At 47.6% G+C, this 18,094-nt stretch carries 10 protein-coding genes; 7 read left to right on the top strand and 3 right to left on the bottom strand.

Annotation, left to right across the window (positions count from 1 at the left end):
- The 4 genes from ACOIT5_RS04320 to ACOIT5_RS04305 are packed head-to-tail and all read left to right on the top strand — an operon-like array spanning nucleotide 1 to nucleotide 7,426.
- On the top strand, nucleotides 1-717 hold the full coding sequence (locus ACOIT5_RS04320; protein ID WP_423129237.1) for an SGNH/GDSL hydrolase family protein: 717 nt from the start codon (nucleotides 1-3) through the stop codon (nucleotides 715-717).
- Nucleotides 718-752: 35 nt separating this feature from the next.
- Nucleotides 753-3,038: a glycoside hydrolase family 2 protein gene (locus ACOIT5_RS04315; RefSeq protein WP_423129236.1), complete on the top strand. Its 2,286-nt coding sequence runs from the start codon at nucleotides 753-755 to the stop codon at nucleotides 3,036-3,038.
- A gap of 37 nt (nucleotides 3,039-3,075) precedes the next feature.
- A complete protein-coding gene (locus tag ACOIT5_RS04310) occupies nucleotides 3,076-4,437 on the top strand; it encodes a glycoside hydrolase family 140 protein (protein ID WP_423129235.1) in 1,362 nt (453 codons plus the stop codon).
- Between the two features lie 58 nt (nucleotides 4,438-4,495).
- Nucleotides 4,496-7,426 carry an FAD-binding and (Fe-S)-binding domain-containing protein gene (locus ACOIT5_RS04305; RefSeq protein WP_423129234.1) on the top strand — a complete coding sequence of 977 codons (2,931 nt, stop codon included), beginning with the start codon at nucleotides 4,496-4,498 and terminating at the stop codon, nucleotides 7,424-7,426.
- Between the two features lie 108 nt (nucleotides 7,427-7,534).
- Here ACOIT5_RS04305 and ACOIT5_RS04300 read toward each other — a convergent pair whose 3' ends face one another.
- The 3 genes from ACOIT5_RS04300 to argH form a co-directional block, all read right to left on the bottom strand.
- On the bottom strand, nucleotides 7,535-8,953 hold the full coding sequence (locus ACOIT5_RS04300; RefSeq protein ID WP_423129233.1) for a glutamate synthase subunit beta: 1,419 nt from the start codon (nucleotides 8,951-8,953) through the stop codon (nucleotides 7,535-7,537).
- Nucleotides 8,954-8,995: 42 nt separating this feature from the next.
- Nucleotides 8,996-13,522, bottom strand: a complete 4,527-nt coding sequence (gltB, locus tag ACOIT5_RS04295) for a glutamate synthase large subunit (protein ID WP_423129232.1) — start codon at nucleotides 13,520-13,522, stop codon at nucleotides 8,996-8,998.
- 316 nt (nucleotides 13,523-13,838) lie between these two features.
- Entirely contained in the window at nucleotides 13,839-15,170 is a 1,332-nt protein-coding gene (gene argH / locus ACOIT5_RS04290) for an argininosuccinate lyase (protein ID WP_423129231.1), read from the bottom strand.
- Between the two features lie 536 nt (nucleotides 15,171-15,706).
- Between argH and ACOIT5_RS04285 the strand changes: the two genes are divergently transcribed.
- Genes ACOIT5_RS04285 through ACOIT5_RS04275 form a run of 3 tightly spaced genes read left to right on the top strand, consistent with a single transcriptional unit; the run spans nucleotide 15,707 to nucleotide 17,980 of the window.
- Nucleotides 15,707-16,363, top strand: a complete 657-nt coding sequence (locus ACOIT5_RS04285; RefSeq protein ID WP_423129230.1) for a TorF family putative porin — start codon at nucleotides 15,707-15,709, stop codon at nucleotides 16,361-16,363.
- 14 nt (nucleotides 16,364-16,377) lie between these two features.
- The gene (locus ACOIT5_RS04280; RefSeq protein ID WP_423129229.1) at nucleotides 16,378-16,734 is read left to right on the top strand and encodes a P-II family nitrogen regulator; all 357 of its coding nucleotides are present in this window, start codon (nucleotides 16,378-16,380) and stop codon (nucleotides 16,732-16,734) included.
- Nucleotides 16,735-16,747: 13 nt separating this feature from the next.
- Nucleotides 16,748-17,980: an ammonium transporter gene (locus ACOIT5_RS04275; RefSeq protein WP_423129228.1), complete on the top strand. Its 1,233-nt coding sequence runs from the start codon at nucleotides 16,748-16,750 to the stop codon at nucleotides 17,978-17,980.
- Nucleotides 17,981-18,094 lie beyond the last annotated feature (114 nt).

Here is an 18,094-nt window from a genome sequence, read left to right as displayed (position 1 = left end):
ATGATGAGGAAATATTTTTTAGTGATTTTGGTGCTGTCCGTATTCGGGGGACGTTCGAATGCCCAGGAAACGTGGGTGGCCGATCAGTCGGCCTACCTTTTAGCAATTAAAGATGAGTTGCAAATAAAATGGCCAAATAACCGGACCATTAACCTGGTGTTTCACGGGCATTCGGTTCCGGCCGGATACTGGCATAAGTCCGAAGTGCATACCTTGGATTCATATCCAAATCTGGTGCTTGCCAAATTGAAAGAAATTTACCCACATGCCGTGATCAACGTGATTGTTACGGCTATAGGAGGCGAATATGCCGAGAAAGGGCAGACCCGCTTTGCTTCCGACGTTTTGCCTCATAAGCCTGATGTAATCTTCATTGATTATGCGCTGAATGACTTGGGCGCCGGTCTTGAACGGTCGCGTGCGGCCTGGCAAAAAATGATTGAAACAGCACAAAAGCAAAACATTCCGGTGATCCTGCTTACCCCGTCGCCTGACCAGCGACAGGATATCCTCGATACGGAGAATCCGCTGGTTAAACATGCTGCGCAAATCAGAGAATTAGCCTCAGAATACCATGTGGGGTTGGCCGATCCATTTACGAAATTTCAGGAAATAGTCAGACAAGCTGGTTCCGTTAAAGATTATATGTCGCATGTCAATCACCCCAACAGGAAAGGTCATGAGCTGATTGCCGGCGAAATCATCAAATGGTTTTGAGAACAAAACAAAATGAAATATAAAAATTTAACATCATGAAGAAATACCATATCCTGATTATCCTGCTATTATCCATCTTTTTGTGTAAAGAAGCGGAAGCTAAAAATACAATTCCGGAATGGCAGGTCGGGTTTCATCATCAAAAAGAGAACCGACCCGAAAAGTGGATGCCGGCAGAAGTTCCCGGAGCAGTTCAGCTTGACTACGCCAAAGCCAACAACTGGGGCAAGTTCTATTATGCCGAAAACTGGAAAGACTATTCCTGGATGGAAGATGTGTTCTGGACCTATCAAACAAGCTTTAAAAAACCGGTACTGAAAGCCGGCGAGCAGTTCTGTTTTATTTCGGAAGGTATTGACTATGAATTTGAAATCAGAATTAATGACCAGCCTGTTTTTTACCAGGAAGGCATGTTTTCCCGGGTTGAGCTCGACTTGACGGCTTTTTTGCAGGACGATAATGAACTGCAAATAACCATCTTTCCGGTACCAAAAATTCCGGGAAAGCCTGTTAATCGCGACCAGGCGGCGCAGAGCGTAAAACCGGCAGTCAGTTACGGCTGGGATTGGCATCCCCGTCTGGTACCGCTGGGAATTTGGGACGAAACATACTTCCAAATCCTCAACCGGAACCGGATAACTGATTTTTCAACCAAATACATTTTGTCGCAGAACCTGGAACAGGCCACCATCAAAGTTTTATTGAGCAGCCAAAATGAACCCGGGAAAACGTTCGAATGGACCTTAACCGCTCCCGACGGAAAGGTGGTTCTGTCGGAAAAAGGCAGGGTTGCGGATAAACAGGAACTCACTGCATCACTTAAAAACCCGCGGTTGTGGTGGCCGCACGATCATGGAAAACAGCCCTTGTATGTATCAAAAATCATCCTGAAAGATGACAAAGGAAAGATATTGGACACCAAACAACAGAAGATCGGTTTCCGGCAAATTCGCCTGGTGATGAATGAGGGGACCTGGGATGAACCCAACGACTTTCCAAAATCACGAAGTTATCCGCCAATGACCATCGAAATCAATAACCGGAGGATATTTTCGAAAGGCACAAACTGGGTCAATCCCGAAATTTTTCCCGGAATCATCACAAAAGAACGCTACAACGAGCTTCTTGACCGGGCGCTCGAAGCCAATTTTAACCTGCTCCGGGTTTGGGGTGGCGGAATTGTAAACAAACAGTCATTTTACGATTTATGCGATGAAAAAGGGATTATGGTATGGACCGAATTTCCTTTGGCATGTAACAATTATGAAGGAACGCCCAAATACCTGGGCGTATTGGAACAGGAGGCCCGGTCCATCATTCAAAAAATAGCGCCACATCCTTCCAATGTCATGTGGTGCGGAGGTAACGAGCTGTTTAATAACTGGTCGGGCATGACCGATCAATCGCTCGCGCTTCGCCTGCTGAACAGTTTGTGTTACCATTTGGATCCGCAAACGCCTTTTATCCCAACGGCTCCTGTTGCCGGGGTAGGACATGGCAATTATGTTTTCCGCGATCTGAATACCGGCAAAGAAGTTTTTGAAGTGATGCCGAAAGCGCGAAACACCGCTTATACCGAATTTGGAATGCCTGGCCCTTCTCCGGTGGAAATTCTGAAGCAGATCATTCCCCAGGATGAACTTTTTCCTCCCCGCGAAGGAACAAGTTGGGAAAGTCATCACGCGTTCGGTGCCTGGATGGGCGATACCTGGCTGATGAAAGACTTGCTGACCGACTATTTCGGAGAAGCGGCTTCGCTCGAAGAACTGGTTACTGCCGGGCAATGGCTTCAATCCGAAGGGTATAAATGTATTTTTGAAGAAGCACGACGCCAGAAACCGTATTGTTCGATGGCCCTGAATTGGTGTTATAACGAACCCTGGCCAACAGCCGCCAATAACAGCCTGATCAACTATCCCAATAACCCGAAACCTGCATTTTATGATGTCAGCGCGTCTTGCCGCCCGGTTTTGGCCAGCGCCCGGATTCCGAAGTTCAGGTGGCAGGAAGGAGAACCTTTTACCTGCGACCTTTTTATCCTGAATGACCGGTACGAAGATCTGCCAGGCGGAAAAATAACCGCATCGCTTGTCGCCGGAGATCAACGGCTTGTGCTCCTGAACTGGGATTATCTTTCCGTTGAAAAAAACGAAAATCTCGCCGGACCTTCCGTCCGTTACCTGTTACCTTACTTTGACACCAACAAAATAACCATTGAACTGAGTTCGGAAGACCATCCGGAATGGAACTCAAGCTATACGCTTCTTTATCGTCCGGCTGAAGCAAAAACTGAAGTCGCGACCCCGGTCCTGAACCAATAAGTCCGGAACAGTTGTCATCAGAATAATTGCCTGTTATATGAAACGAATAGTTGTTGCCATTTTTTCAATCCTGTTTTTCCCGTTTTTTTCAGGAGCGCAATCCGACCTTCGCGTCAGCGATAACGGGCGTTATCTTGTTTACCACGACGGCAGTCCCTTCTTTTACCTTGGAGATACAGCGTGGGAGTTATTTCACCGGCTAAACCGGGCCGAAGCCAGTCTTTATCTGAAAGACCGGGCCGAAAAAGGGTTTACGGTAATTCAGGCGGTGGTGCTGGCCGAACACGACGGACTGAACGATCCGAATGCCTACGGGGCAACACCTTTAATTAATCACGACCCGGCCAGACCGGATGAGGCTTATTTTGAACAGGTTGATTACATCATCAAAAAAGCCGAAGAATATGGTTTACATATCGCGTTGCTCCCCACCTGGGGTGATAAACTCTTCAAGGCAAAATGGGGAACCGGGCCGGAAATATTCAACCGGGAGAATGCCTATGCATACGGAAAGTTTATTGGTAACCGCTATAAAAATCAGGCAAATATCATTTGGGTAATCGGCGGCGACAGAAATCCGAGAGACGGAACTGATGACGCCGGAGTTTGGCGCGCCATGGCCCGGGGGATCACCGAGGCCGTGGGTGGAAATGACAAGGCATTGATGACTTTCCACCCCCAAACGGCCTCGTCGGCCTGGTTTCACCAGGATGACTGGCTGGATTTCAACATGCTGCAAACCAGCCATTGTGCCGACACCAAGGTATGGGAAAAAATCAGCCACGATTACGGCCTCTCGCCGGTAAAACCAACCATGGACGGCGAACCCATGTATGAAGAGATCCCGGTTTGTTTTGATTTGAAAAACGGTTATGCCGACCCCAATGATATCCGGAGAAAAGCTTACCTGAGCCTGTTTGCCGGGGCACACGGGCACACCTACGGCTGCAACAACATCTGGCAAATGTACGCACCGGAAAGAAAACCCCAGATCCATGCAACAAAACCCTGGTTCGACTCACTGGATCTGCCCGGCGCCCAATCAATGACCTTTGTACGAAAATTAATGGAGTCTCGTCCGATGTTGGACCGGGTGCCCGATCAATCCCTGATCGTTGACAGTCCGGAACCTTACCGGGAACGGATCCAGGCTACCCGGGGAAATGATTATGCCTTTATTTATTCATCATCGGGACTTCCTTTTGAGGTGAGAATGGGCAAAATCTCCGGAAAGAAGGTAAAAGCGTCCTGGTATAATCCGCGAAACGGAGAAGTAAGTGAAGCGGGAACCTTTAAAAATAAAGGAGTCATCCGGTTCAGTCCGCCATCAACCGGCAATTCGGACGACTGGGTGTTGATAATTGATGATACCTCGCGAAACTTTGCAGGAATGGATTAGTTATATTTGAGGCCGGTTTACAGCAGTTTATTTTCCCGCACAGAGATTTATGCCCCTTATGAAACAGAGCCCTTCAACCCAATTTAGCGAGTTGGCCGGAAACATCACAGGTGATGTTTATACCGATCGCACCCACCGGATTTTGTATGCTACCGACGCGTCGTCGTACCGCGAATTGCCGCTGGCAGTTACCCGGCCCAAAAACAAGGAAGATATTAAAAAGCTGATCGCTTTTGCCGGTAAAAACAAAACTTCCATCATTCCGAGAGGAGCAGGAACTTCGCTGGCCGGACAAGTGGTTGGCCCGGGCATCGTGGTGGATGTGTCGAAATACATGAACCGTATTCTTGAATTGAATATCGAAGAACGCTGGGTTTGGGTAGAACCGGGGGTTGTGCTGGCTGAACTCAACCAGTTTCTGGCGCCGTTTGGCCTGCAGTTCGGTCCCGAGACCTCAACGGCCAACCGCTGTGTCATTGGCGGCATGCTGGGCAATAACTCCTGCGGCCTCCATTCATTGGCTTACGGAAGTGTGCGCGATCATATCCTGGAAGTGGAAACAATTCTGTCCGATGGCTCGGAAGTTACTTTTGGTGAGCTGAGTACCGATGCCTTCGAACAGAAATGTAATGGTAATCCCGATTTGCTGGAGACGAAAATTTATAACAAAATCAACGAGATCCTGTCGGTTCCGGAAAATCAGGCCGAAATCCGCAAAGAGTTTCCCGATCCCCGGATCAGACGGCGCAATAATGGTTATGCGCTGGATGTTCTTCTTGAAACGGACCCGTTTACCGGGAACGGACAAAAAATCAATGTCAGCAAGCTCCTGGCCGGGTCAGAGGGCACCCTTGCTTTCTCAACTAAAATCAAACTTAACCTGATACCGCTCCCTGCAACATATAAAGGGTTGGTTTGCGCCCATTTTACCAGCATGCAGGAAGCTGCCAAAGCAAATATCATCGCGTTGAAACATCAACCGGTGGCCATTGAATTAACCGATGATTACATTCTGAACTGTACCAAAGACAATATTGAACAACGGAAAAACCGCTTTTTCATTAAAGGTGATCCGAAGGTGGTCTTATTTATTGAATTTGAAAGCGACGATCCGGATGAAATCCATCAAAAAGCCCGGCAACTGGAACTCGACCTGAAAAATGCCGGATACGGTTATCATTTTCCGCTGTATACCGAAGCCGGCGACATCGCTAAACTTTGGGACTTACGCAAGGCCGGCCTGGGAGTGTTGCTGAATATCCCGGGCGACAAACGCAGTGTGCAGGTGATTGAAGATACGGCGGTGTATCCGGAAGTTTACCCCGAATTCATCACTGAAGTGGAACAAATCCTTCAAAAACATCAGATCGAATGTGCTTACTACGCCCACCTGGCAACCGGCGAATTACACCTGAGTCCACTGCTCAACCTGAAAGATTCGGATGATGTAGCCACCTATTACAAATTGGCTAAAGATATCGCGCTGCTGGTTAAAAAGTACCGTGGCTCGCTAAGCGGCGAACATGGAGACGGACGTTTGCGCGGCGAATTCATCCCCTTAATGCTAGGTATGCACAATTACCGGCTATTGAAAGAACTGAAAAAAGCCTGGGACCCCGATCAGATTCTGAACCCGGGAAAAATTACCGATACGCCGTCGGTTGTCGAAAACATGCGCTACCTGCTTGATCAACCTGCAAAAAAGATCGAAACAAGCTTCCCTTTTCCTGAAAAAAGCGGCCTGCTGTATGCTGCCGAAAAATGCAGCGGCTCGGGCGATTGCCGGAAAAGTTCGTTGATTGGCGGAACCATGTGCCCAACCTTTATGGCTACCCGCGACGAAGATAAAACCACCCGCGGGCGAGCTAACCTGTTGCGCGAGTTTCTTACCCGTTCTGACAAAAAAAATCCATTTGACCACCGCGAACTGTATGAAGTGATGGATTTATGCCTCTCGTGCAAGGCCTGTAAATCAGAATGTCCGTCGAATGTGGATATGGCCAAACTGAAAGCCGAATTTTTACAGCATTACTACGAAAGCCATCCGATACCGCTGCGAACCAGGCTGATCGCATACTTACCACGGCTAAACCGGCTGGGAATGGCCTTTCGTCCCATGACCAATTTTCTGACCGGCAGTGATTTATTTAAACAAACCATTGGTTTTGCAAAAGAACGGTCGGTTCCGGCTTTGTCGAAAATCACCTTGAAAAAATGGGACAAACAAAACCGCCGCTTGCCAAAGTCAGGTAAAAACAAAAAAGTTTACCTGTTTGCCGACGAATTTAGCAACTTCAACGAAAGTGAGATCGGGATCAAAACCATCTTGTTACTGAGCAAGTTGGGCTATGAGGTGGCCATTCCGAAACACATTGAAAGCGGCCGGACCTTTTTATCAAAAGGATTGCTGAAAACAGCCAAAAAAGTGGCTGCCGAAAATGTCATGCTGCTGAAAGACCTGATTACTGATGAAACGCCGCTTGTTGGCATTGAACCTTCGGCCATTTTAACTTTCAGGGACGAATACCCTGAACTGCTTACCGGAACTTTGCAGGAAGCGGCTGCCAGGCTGGCAAAAAACGCCCTGATGTTGGATGAATTTATCGTCCGGGAGGCAGAAAAAGGCTTGATAAAACCGGAACAGTTCACCACAGAGCCCCGGCAGATTAAGCTGCACGGGCATTGCCAGCAAAAAGCCATTGCATCAACTGAGGCCACAAAGACGATGTTGTCGTTACCCGTCAATTTCAGGGTGGAGGAAATCAAAAGCGGTTGTTGCGGCATGGCCGGTTCGTTTGGCTACGAGAAGGAGCATTACGAACTGAGCATGAAAATCGGGGAACTGGTTCTCTTCCCGGAAGTCAGGAAAACGGCGCCCGAAACCCGGATTGTTGCTCCCGGAACATCGTGTCGTCACCAGATTAAGGATGGAACCGGAAGGCAAGCGCAGCACCCCGTCGAGATTTTATTGGATGCGTTGAAGGAATAATGACGTACCGAATGTTTTGTTTCGAGTAATAAACAAGCCTCCATTTGCAAAAGAATCCCGCCGGAGCGGGATTCATGTTGAAATTTGCTATGCAATATCAGATGGGTATTAGCTTAAAAATTGGTGGACATTGGCTGCGGCTACTTTTCCGGCCTCAATGGCGTGGACAACCAGGCTTGCTCCGCGCTCAATATCCCCGGCGGCAAAGATTTTTTCCACCGACGTTTGTTTGTTGGCTTTCACTTTCACGTTCCCGCGGGCATCATATTCAACCCCCAGTTCATCGAGCAAACCAACATGTACCGGCTGGGTAAAGCCCATCGATAACAAAACCAGTTCCGCTTTAATGATTTCTTCGGTACCGGGAACTTCAGCCATCACCCAGCGGCCTTTTTCGTCTTTGTCCCATTTTACCTCAACAATCTCGGCTTCTTTCACTTTCCCGTTTTCGCCGATTAACCTTTTGGTCGACAGCGCCCAGCGGCGGTTGCAGCCTTCCAGGTGCGAACTCGAAGTACGCAGGGTGTTTGGCCAGTATGGCCAGGGAGCATCGTCGGTCCGCTCGACCGGGGGTTTGGGCATAATCTCAATTTGGGTAACACTGGCTGCTTTATGCCTGATGGAAGTCCCCACGCAGTCGGAACCCGTATCGCCGCCGCCAATAACCAGTACATGTTTTCCTTCGGCCGAGAGGCGGATATCGTCCGGGATTTTTTGGCCGGCTACCACTTTATTCTGTTGTGTCAGAAACTCCATCGCGAAATAAACGCCCTCCAGCTCACGGCCTTCAACGCCCAGATCGCGCGGCTGCTCGGCGCCTGTTGCCAGCACTACCGCATCGAATTCGGCCAGAAGTTCATCCCGGCTGACATCAACGCCAACCGTGACATTGGTTTTCAGGATGAGGCCTTCTGCTTCGAAAATCGCCAAACGCCGGTCAATCACTCCTTTATTCAATTTAAAATCGGGTATACCATAGCGTAACAAACCGCCGATGGCGTCATTCTTTTCATAAACCGTTACGGTATGACCGGCACGATTCAGCAAGTCGGCAGCCGAAAGACCGGCCGGACCGGAACCGATGACCGCCACTTTTTTCCCGCTGCGTACCTTCGGGGGATTTGGCACAATATACCCCTGCTCAAACGCCCGCTCAACGGTTGAGCATTCGTTTTCGCGGATGGTCACCGGGTCGTTGTGAATATTCAGCACGCAGGCTTTTTCGCAGGGAGCCGGACAAATACGGCCGGTAATCTCCGGAAAACTATTGGTTGAGTGAAGTATTTCGTATGCTTCGCGATCGTCTTTGCGGAACAAGGCATCCTGCCATTCCGGAATTTTACTTCCTACCGGGCATCCCCAGTGGCAAAACGGAACTCCGCAATCCATGCAGCGTGACGCCTGCAACCTTCTGTCGTCTTCGTTCAGGGTTTGTTCAACTTCCCCGTAGTCGTATATTCTTTCTTTTACAGGCCGGTAGCCGCCTTCCTTGCGGACTACTTTTATAAAACCTCTTGGATCTCCCATAATACTTCTAAGTCTTTTCTATTAAATTCTTTAAGTTCTTTCTTACTCGTGACGCGTGGGGTCGTCTTCCGTTAATTGTAATTTACGTTCAATTTCCCGCAGTTTCATTTCCTCGAGTACTTTCTTGTATTCAAACGGTATGACTTTTACGAATTTCGGCAGGTATTCTTCCCAATTGGTCAGAATATCGGCAGCCAAAGAACTTTGGGTATATAACAGGTGTTTGCTAATCATTTCCTGCAGTTCATCCACATCCGATTTGTCTTCAACCGGCGACAATTCAACCAGACCTTTGTTGCAGTAATAATCAAAGTTACCGTCAACATCGAGCACGTAGGCGATACCACCGCTCATCCCGGCGGCAAAGTTCCGCCCGGTACGGCCCAGCACAACAACGCGTCCGCCGGTCATGTATTCGCAGCAGTGGTCTCCGGTTCCTTCGACTACGGTTTTTGCGCCAGAGTTACGAACACAGAAACGTTCGCCGGCAACTCCCCGGATATACCCTTCACCACTGGTCGCTCCATAAAAGGTGGTGTTCCCGACAATAATATTCTCTTCCGGTTTAAATGTTGATCCGGTTGGCGGAACCACCACAATTTTACCGCCCGAGAGTCCTTTTCCGATGTAATCGTTCGCGTCGCCCTCAAGGCGGAATGTGATGCCTTTTACCATAAAGGCACCGAAACTTTGCCCGGCCGTTCCTTTAAAGGTGCAGTTAATGGTATCTTCAGCCAGGGCTTCTTCGCCGTAGCGTTTTGAGATTTCGCCCGACAACATGGCGCCGATGGTCCGGTCGGTATTCACAATGGGATATGAGATCCAGACTTTTTCTTTTCCTTTAATCGCCTTACTGGCATCCAGGATTAGTTTGTGATCCAGGTGATCTTCAATCGACTTCACATTCGGGAAGGTGTTCCGGATATCGAATTCTTTTGCTTCTTCGGGCAAATACAGGATTTTGGAGAAATCGATTTTTTTCATTTTCCAGTTCCCGACAGCCGGGTCCACTTCAAGCAAATCGGTACGGCCTACCAGGTCATCGAATTTGCTGACGCCCATTTCGGCCATATACTCGCGGACTTCTTCGGCGATAAAGCGGAAGAAATTAACGACGAATTCGGATTTACCGATAAAGCGTTTGCGCAGGTCTTTATCCTGTGTGGCAATACCGGCCGGGCAGGTATTCAGGTGACATTTACGCATCATGATGCAACCCATGACAATTAGGGCAGAGGTGGAGAAACCAAATTCCTCGCCGCCCAGGCAAGCCATCGTAATCACGTCGTGCCCGTTTTTCAGTTGTCCGTCAACCTGAAGCTTCACTCGTCCACGCAGGTTGTTCATCACCAGGGTTTGCTGGGCTTCGGCAATTCCCATTTCGGCCGGCAAACCGGCATGTTTGATCGAACTGGCCGGGCTGGCGCCTGTTCCGCCTTCGCCCCCCGAAATGGTGATCAGGTCGGCATAAGCCTTGGCCACGCCGGCTGCTACTGTTCCCACGCCGGCTTCGGCTACCAGCTTCACCGAAACTTTAGCGCGCGGGTTGGTTACCTTCAGGTCGTAAATCAATTGAGACAAGTCTTCAATTGAATAAATATCGTGATGGGGAGGTGGCGAAATCAAGGTAATTCCCGGTGTTGAATTACGGGTTTTAGCGATAATTTTATTCACCTTAAAGCCCGGCAACTGGCCTCCTTCTCCCGGTTTCGCCCCCTGGCAGATTTTGATCTGCAGTTCGTAAGCATTGGTCAGGTAATTGTTGGTTACCCCGAACCGTCCGGATGCAACCTGCTTGATGGCGCTTTGTTTCAGTGTTCCGAAACGTTCGGAATCTTCGCCGCCTTCGCCGGTGTTGCTGCGTCCGCCAATCGTATTCATGGCCATTGCCAGCGTCTCGTGTGCTTCTTTACTGATTGAGCCGTAAGACATCGCCCCGGTTACAAAGCGTTTCATGATGTTTTCAGCAGGTTCTACCTGATCGAGCGGGATGGGATTGTTCTTCTTCAACCTGAAACATCCGCGAATAAACCCGGGTTTTTGGTTGTTCTGCTGAACCAGCTTGCTGTATTCTTTATATTTACTGTAATCGTTGGTCCGGGTAGCCCATTGTAACAAACCGATTGCTTCAGGATTCCAGGCGTGGTGCTCGCCATACTTCCGCCAGGCGTAAACCCCGCCGTTCTCGAACCGGAATATCTCGGGAGTTGCGACGGTTTGGTATGCCGCTTCGTGCATCCGCCTGTATTCTTCCGCAATTTCGCTCAGCCCAATGCCGCTCAGTCGGGAGGTCGTTCCGGTGAAGTACTGATCAATCAGCTCGTTGCTAACGCCAATGGCTTCGAACATTTGGGCCCCGTGATATGAACGCAGGGTGGAGATCCCCATTTTCGACATGATTTTTAATAAACCTTTGTCAACCGCTTTGATGTAATTTTTTCGGGCCTCCTTATATTCCATTTCAATTTTACCTTCTTTCACCAGGTAGTCGATGGCGGCAAAAGCCATATACGGGTTAATGACGCTTGCCCCATAACCCAGCAGGAGGGCAAAGTGATTGACTTCGCGGGCTTCGGCTGTTTCAACAATGACACCGACCTGCATCCGTTTCTTTTTGGAAATCAGGTGATGATGAACCGCAGAAACAGCCAGCAAGGATGGGAACGGCGCGTTTTCGGTGCTCACCTCCCGGTCGGACAGAATGATGAAATTTTTCTTTTCGTCAACAGCTCTCTCAGCCATTTCCAGCATGGATTCAAAGGCTTTCCGGAACCCGGCTTCTCCTTCTTTGACAGGGAAAACCATCGGGATGGTCTGATGACTGAACATCTCATCTTTCAGGTCTTTAATTTTGCCCAGGTCGGTATTGGTGATCAGCGGGCTGTCAAATTTGATCAGCTTGCAGTGATCCGGGCTATCATTCAGAATATTCGAGCTCAATGAACCGATGTAGTTGGTCAGCGACATCACCAGTCCTTCGCGGATCGGGTCGATAGCAGGGTTGGTGACCTGGGCGAACATCTGTTTAAAGTAATTGAAAAAGAGCTGGGGTTTTTCTGAAAAGATCGCTATGGGCGTATCATTTCCCATCGAACTGGTGGCTTCGGCAGCCGAAACAGCCATACCCTGGATGATCTCGTACATATCTTCCTTCGAGTATGAAAATACTTTCGAGAGGGTTTCAAAATTCTCCAGTTCGGAGGGTACCCGGTTTTTGACTTTAATATCTTTCATCCGCATGCGGTTTTCTTTTAACCACATATCGTACGGATTACGTTTACTCAACTCATATTTTACTTCGTTGTCGGGGATGATAATTCCCAACTTCGTGTCGATCAGCATAATTTTACCTGGTCTCAGACGCCCTTTTTCTTTGATTTCGTCGGGTGCAAACTGCTGAACGCCAACTTCGGAGCCCATTACAACCAGGTCGTTTTTGGTAATGACATAACGCGAAGGGCGCAGACCGTTCCGGTCGAGCGTACCGCCGATATAACGTCCGTCGGAGAACACCATCGAGGCCGGGCCGTCCCAGGGTTCCATGATGGTTGAATGATACTCGTAAAACGCCTTCAGGCTTTCCGGGATCGGGTTTTTCTCATTGAACGACTCCGGGATCATCATACACAGGGCGTGATGCAGCGAACGACCGGTGAGGTGAAGGAACTCGAGCACGTTGTCGAATGAGGCAGAGTCAGATTTTCCATCTTCGATCACCGGCAGTAATTTTTTCAGGTCTTCACCGAAAATTTCAGATTTCAGCAGCGCTTCGCGGGCCTGCATCCATTTCCGGTTACCTTTCACCGTATTGATTTCCCCGTTGTGGGCAAGGAAACGAAATGGCTGGGCCAAATCCCAGGTGGGAAACGTGTTGGTGCTAAACCGGGAGTGGACAAGCGCAATGGCCGATTTCAGTTTTTCGTGCTGAAGGTCTTTGAAATATTCGCCCAGTTGGAAGGGGGTAAGCATTCCTTTATAAACAATGGTCCGCGAAGAAAAGCTCGGCTGATAAAAAGCCTCTTTCTGACTCAGGTTCGACCTGTAAATTTCATGCTCAGTCAGTTTGCGCACAATATATAACCGGCGTTCGAGCGCTTCCTGCTCTAAATTAGCTTTAACAAATACCTGTTTGATGACAGGCTCTGTTTTTTTTGCAATTTCTCCCGGCGCCGAGCTGTCAACCGGAACATCGCGGAAGGCGATCAACTCCAGGCCTTCCTCTTTGATGTGTTTGGTCAGAACATCCAGACAAATATCCGCTTCCGCAGCCAGATGGGGCAGAAAAATCAGACCGGTTCCGTATTTACCGGCTTCAGGCAGGTTTATCTTAGCAACCTCCTTAAAATATTCGTGAGGAATCTGCATTAAAATACCTGCTCCGTCACCCGTCGAGTTGTCGGCGCTTGTGGCGCCACGGTGATCCAGATTTTCAAGAACCCGTAAGCCTCGCTGGATAATGTCATGCGAGGCCTGTCCTTTAATATGAGTCACGAATCCAATCCCACAATTGTCATGCTCATTTGCAGAGTCGTACATCCCCTGCTTTTTCGGAAATCTAAACTGCTTCATGTATACCTTTTTTATTTATTCCACCTTCACGTATCCTGACCAATAAGACAAGACAAAACTGTCAATTCCTAATTATTGGTTAGAATTTATAAGCAAAACCCGCAAAAAACTTACGAAGTGAAAGCAAAAATAGCCATAAATCGATTATCAACCAATCTTTATCCTGAAAAAAGATGCTCGACAACATGCTAAATTTCTTTGTTATTTAAAAACAATTCGTTTAAACACATGAAATAAAAGCACTTACGTCTACTTTTTAGAAAATTTCCAAAAAGAAATCTGATTTTAAAGATAACGATTTATTAACAGAAAGCTCTTATTTCAGCAGATTATTAACAGCCGTGTCAATATTTTCGAAGTAAAACTGACCAATAATCGATTTCATTTTGTCTTCAATTTGGGGCAAACACAGGTTTCCAAGGCTTCCGGCATGACTGTGTTCAATTTTCCGGTCGGGTTCATAGTTTCCGGATTGGATCTCCATGCCGACTTGCCGGTATGCATCTCTAAACGGAACACCCTGCATGACCAGTTTGTTCACATCTTCAACGCTGAACACGTATTTATAACGGTCATCTTCCAGCAGGTCCTTTTTTATCGAGATTTCAGAGAGGGCAAAGGCAGCAATTTCCAGACAGTTTTTCAAATCGCGGAAAGCCGGCAGAAATACTTCTTTCAGAATTTGAAGGTCGCGGAAATAACCACTGGGCAAATTATTGATCATCAGCGTGATTTGGGTGGGTAAGGCTTGCAGTTTATTGCAGTGTGAGCGTAAAAGCTCAAAAACATCGGGGTTTTTCTTGTGAGGCATAATGCTCGATCCGGTTGTCAGCTCATCGGGAAGGGACACGAATCCGAAATTCTGGCTCATAAACAAGCAAACGTCAAAAGCCAGTTTCGAAAGGGTGGAAGCCAGGGAAGCCATTGCAAAACTGACTGTTTTCTCCATCTTTCCGCGCCCCATCTGAGCATAAATCACGTTATAATTCATCTGCTCGAAACCCAGCAGGTCGGTTGTCTGCTGGCGGTCGAGCGGAAAGGAAGAACCGTAACCGGCAGCCGACCCAAGCGGATTTTGATTGGTGATCCGGTAAGCCGCCTGCAACAGTACAAAATCGTCGGTCAGGCTTTCGGCATAAGCGCTGAACCACAGGCCGAAAGATGAGGGCATGGCTACCTGCAGATGGGTATATCCCGGCATTAAAAAATCCTTATATTTTTCGGCCTGTCCCATCAGAATGTCGAAGAGGTGATGGCCCAGTTCAACGATCTCACGGATTTCGTGCCGGGCAAACAGCTTCAGGTCGAGCAACACCTGGTCGTTACGCGACCGGCCGCTGTGAATTTTTTTACCTACATCGCCAAGTTTCCGGGTCAACATGGTTTCTACCTGTGAATGAACGTCCTCAACGCCTGCCTCAATTACAAATTCGCCTTGAACGGCCATTTGGTAAATGGCTTTCAGCTCAGTCAGCAACTGGTACAGTTCTTCTTTCTCCAGCAAACCAATCGATTGCAGCATCGTGGCATGTGCCATAGAGCCCAGTACATCATATTTCGCCAGGTAAAGATCAAGTTCCCGGTCTTTTCCAACGGTAAAATCTTCAATGAATTTATTAACTGAATAGCCTTTGTCCCAAAGTTTCATTTTGTATCAAATTTTTAGCCAAAGATACTTATTTTAACTTTTATCAAGCCCGATTGAACTGACGATATCTTTTCGCAGGATAGTTTAAGTTGAGATGTCATTTAGAGATAATATAGTCTATTATAATATCAAATAGATATTAATTTATTTATTATCTGTCAAAATATTGTTTTTATATCCATTTATATTGATTTATGACATTTTAATATAAAACACACAGTAAAATCAGATACAAAATCAACTATTTTGGATTAGACCCCCTGTTTTTGATGCTTTAATCTGACATTTTGGTATTTTTTCGCCAGATAGTATTCATTTTTTAGGGGTATTGTATGTTAATTTTGCATTAATTAGTAATAGTCCCCCTATTTTTAACTTTGATTGTTTTCAAATATCTCTACTTTTGAGGCGGAGATCTAAAAATAAAGGGGGGGTCATTTAAAAAAACGAGCATTTTTAAAAGATCACACACGTTAAAGCAAAACCCAAAAAGAATTAATGACAAAAAATTCAGTTAAACCCTTAAAAATTTCATTATGAAAAAGACAATTAAGCTTTTAGTTTTAGGATTGGCAACTATTTTTGCTTTAAACGTACAGGCACAGGAAAGTTCCTGGAGTACAGGCGTTGATTTGGTGAGCAGTTATGTATGGCGTGGTACAAACTTCAGCGGACCATCCCTGCAACCCTCCATCGAATATTCATCCGGAATTTTTTCGGTCGGCGCCTGGGGATCACAAGGATATGACGGTTTTCAGGAAATGGATCTTTACACCTCCTTATCCTTTGATTTTGGATTAAGTCTTGGGCTGACCGATTATTATTATCCCGGCACAAACTACTTCGAAACCAGTAAAGAAAACGGCAGCCACGCCTTCGAAATAAACTTAGGTTTCGAAACGGGGCCACTCACGCTTGCCGCCAATTATATCTTAAACGAAGCAGGGGGAGCTGCATCGGCCGGAAAAGACATGTATTACGAGGCCGGCCTGGCGGTTGGCAAAGTTAACCTGTTTGCAGGCGCCGGCGACGGTTGGCACACCTCCGATGGTAAATTCAATCTTTGCAATGTAGGCATTGGCACCTCCAAAGAAATCAAAATCACCGATTCTTTTTCCATCCCGCTAAGCGGCACGGCCATCCTTAACACGGAAAGAGAACAGTTTTACATTGTTGTAGCTATTTCTTTATAATAAAACAGATCAACATGAAAAAGATTGAAGCCATTATCAGAAAAACCAAATTCGATGAAGTGACTGAAGCGCTTTACGATGCCGGGATAGAATTCTTTTCCTTCTGGGATGCACGCGGTGTAGGACAAACCAGGCAAGAACGGACTTACCGCGGTGTGACTTACGATACAAGCACCATTGAGCGAACCATCCTGTCCATCATTGTCCGTGATAAAAATGTTGAAAAAACCGTTTTGGCCATCATGAATGCCGCCAGAACAGGCGAGATTGGCGACGGTAAGATTTTCATCTCCACCATCGATGAATCCTACCGCATACGCACCGGAGAATTTGGTGATGAGTCATTATTCATTAAAGGAAAAGAAGAATAAAAAATTAATTATCATGGAAGAAACTTTACAAGGCCTGCAAATAGGCATCGATAATATGTGGCTGTTGATTGCCGGGTTCATGGTGATGTTTATGCAGCCGGGGTTTGCAATGGTAGAGGCGGGATTTACCCGTTCGAAAAACACAGCAAACATCTTAATGAAAAACTTAATGGACTTTTCCATCGGCTCCCTTTTATACTGGATCATCGGTTTTACCATCATGTACGGCGATTCGGTAGGCGGATTAATCGGGATCCCCGATTTATTCTTCATGAGTGATGGCTATGGCGATAATTACTCCGACTATGCCGACCTGTTTTTCCAGACCGTATTTGCTGCAACTGCCGCAACCATTGTTTCGGGAGCGATGGCTGAACGTACCGAGTTTAAAGCTTACCTGATTTTCTCGATCGTAATTACCGTGCTGATTTATCCGATCTCCGGGCACTGGACCTGGGGAGGCGGCTGGTTAAGCGAACTTGGATTTCACGACTTTGCAGGTTCTTCAATCGTTCACTCGGTAGGTGGATGGGTCGGATTGGCCGGAGCGGCCATCATCGGTCCCCGTCTTGGAAAATATGACAAAAAAGGAAAGGCCAAAGCGATTCCCGGACACAACCTCACCTTAGGTGCATTGGGCGTATTCATCCTCTGGTTTGGTTGGTTTGGCTTTAACCCAGGCTCGCAATTAGCGGCCGCCGGCGTCGAAAATGCTGTTGCGATTGGCCATATTGCCGTTACGACAAACCTGGCTGCCGCTGCTGGCGCTGTAACCGCCATGCTGGTTGCCTGGGTTCGCTACCAACGTCCAACCCTGTCAATCTCACTAAACGGCGCCCTGGCCGGCTTGGTAGCCATTACCGCCGGTTGCGACGCTGTTGACCCGGCAGGCGCGGTGATAATCGGTATTGTTGCCGGATTTATTTTGCCGTTTGCTGTTGAGTTTTTCGATAAAATACTGAAAGTTGACGACCCGGTTGGCGCGATTTCAGTACACGGTGTCAGCGGGGCCATTGGTACGCTGGCCGTTGGTTTGTTCTCAACTTCCGAAGGTTTGTTTTACGGCAATGGTGCAAAACTGTTGGGCGTACAGGCGATCGGAGTGCTCAGTTTCTTTGTATGGGCTTTTGGAACGGGCTTAATCCTGTTTACCATCCTGAAAAAAGCGGGCGTGCTGAGAGTATCCAAACGCATTGAAGAAGAAGGTCTTGATGTATATGAACACGGAGAAAGCGCCTACAATTAATAATTTCTTCAGCCTTTATGTCTGTAGCTTTCTCAAAGGGTCTGCCTCGGCAGGCCCTTTTCTTTTTATGGGATAAGGCGCGAAAATAAATCTCTGCCTCCCTTTAGTCCCGGT

The organism is Gaoshiqia hydrogeniformans, from assembly GCF_049347105.1.
Classification (GTDB): Bacteria; Bacteroidota; Bacteroidia; order Bacteroidales; family Prolixibacteraceae; genus Gaoshiqia; species Gaoshiqia hydrogeniformans.
This window is presented reverse-complemented; position numbering and strand designations above follow the sequence as displayed.

What these genes read in the sequence shown, in the direction of transcription:
- ACOIT5_RS04310 (WP_423129235.1), top strand. Translation starts at nt 3,076, where the DNA reads ATGAAACGAATAGTTGTTGCCATTTTTTCAATCCTGTTTTTCCCGTTT.
- ACOIT5_RS04315 (WP_423129236.1), top strand. Translation starts at nt 753, where the DNA reads ATGAAGAAATACCATATCCTGATTATCCTGCTATTATCCATCTTTTTG.
- ACOIT5_RS04305 (WP_423129234.1), top strand. Translation starts at nt 4,496, where the DNA reads ATGAAACAGAGCCCTTCAACCCAATTTAGCGAGTTGGCCGGAAACATC.
- ACOIT5_RS04300 (WP_423129233.1), bottom strand. Translation starts at nt 8,953, where the DNA reads ATGGGAGATCCAAGAGGTTTTATAAAAGTAGTCCGCAAGGAAGGCGGC.
- ACOIT5_RS04275 (WP_423129228.1), top strand. Translation starts at nt 16,748, where the DNA reads ATGGAAGAAACTTTACAAGGCCTGCAAATAGGCATCGATAATATGTGG.
- ACOIT5_RS04320 (WP_423129237.1), top strand. Translation starts at nt 1, where the DNA reads ATGATGAGGAAATATTTTTTAGTGATTTTGGTGCTGTCCGTATTCGGG.
- ACOIT5_RS04280 (WP_423129229.1), top strand. Translation starts at nt 16,378, where the DNA reads ATGAAAAAGATTGAAGCCATTATCAGAAAAACCAAATTCGATGAAGTG.
- gltB (WP_423129232.1), bottom strand. Translation starts at nt 13,522, where the DNA reads ATGAAGCAGTTTAGATTTCCGAAAAAGCAGGGGATGTACGACTCTGCA.
- ACOIT5_RS04285 (WP_423129230.1), top strand. Translation starts at nt 15,707, where the DNA reads ATGAAAAAGACAATTAAGCTTTTAGTTTTAGGATTGGCAACTATTTTT.
- argH (WP_423129231.1), bottom strand. Translation starts at nt 15,170, where the DNA reads ATGAAACTTTGGGACAAAGGCTATTCAGTTAATAAATTCATTGAAGAT.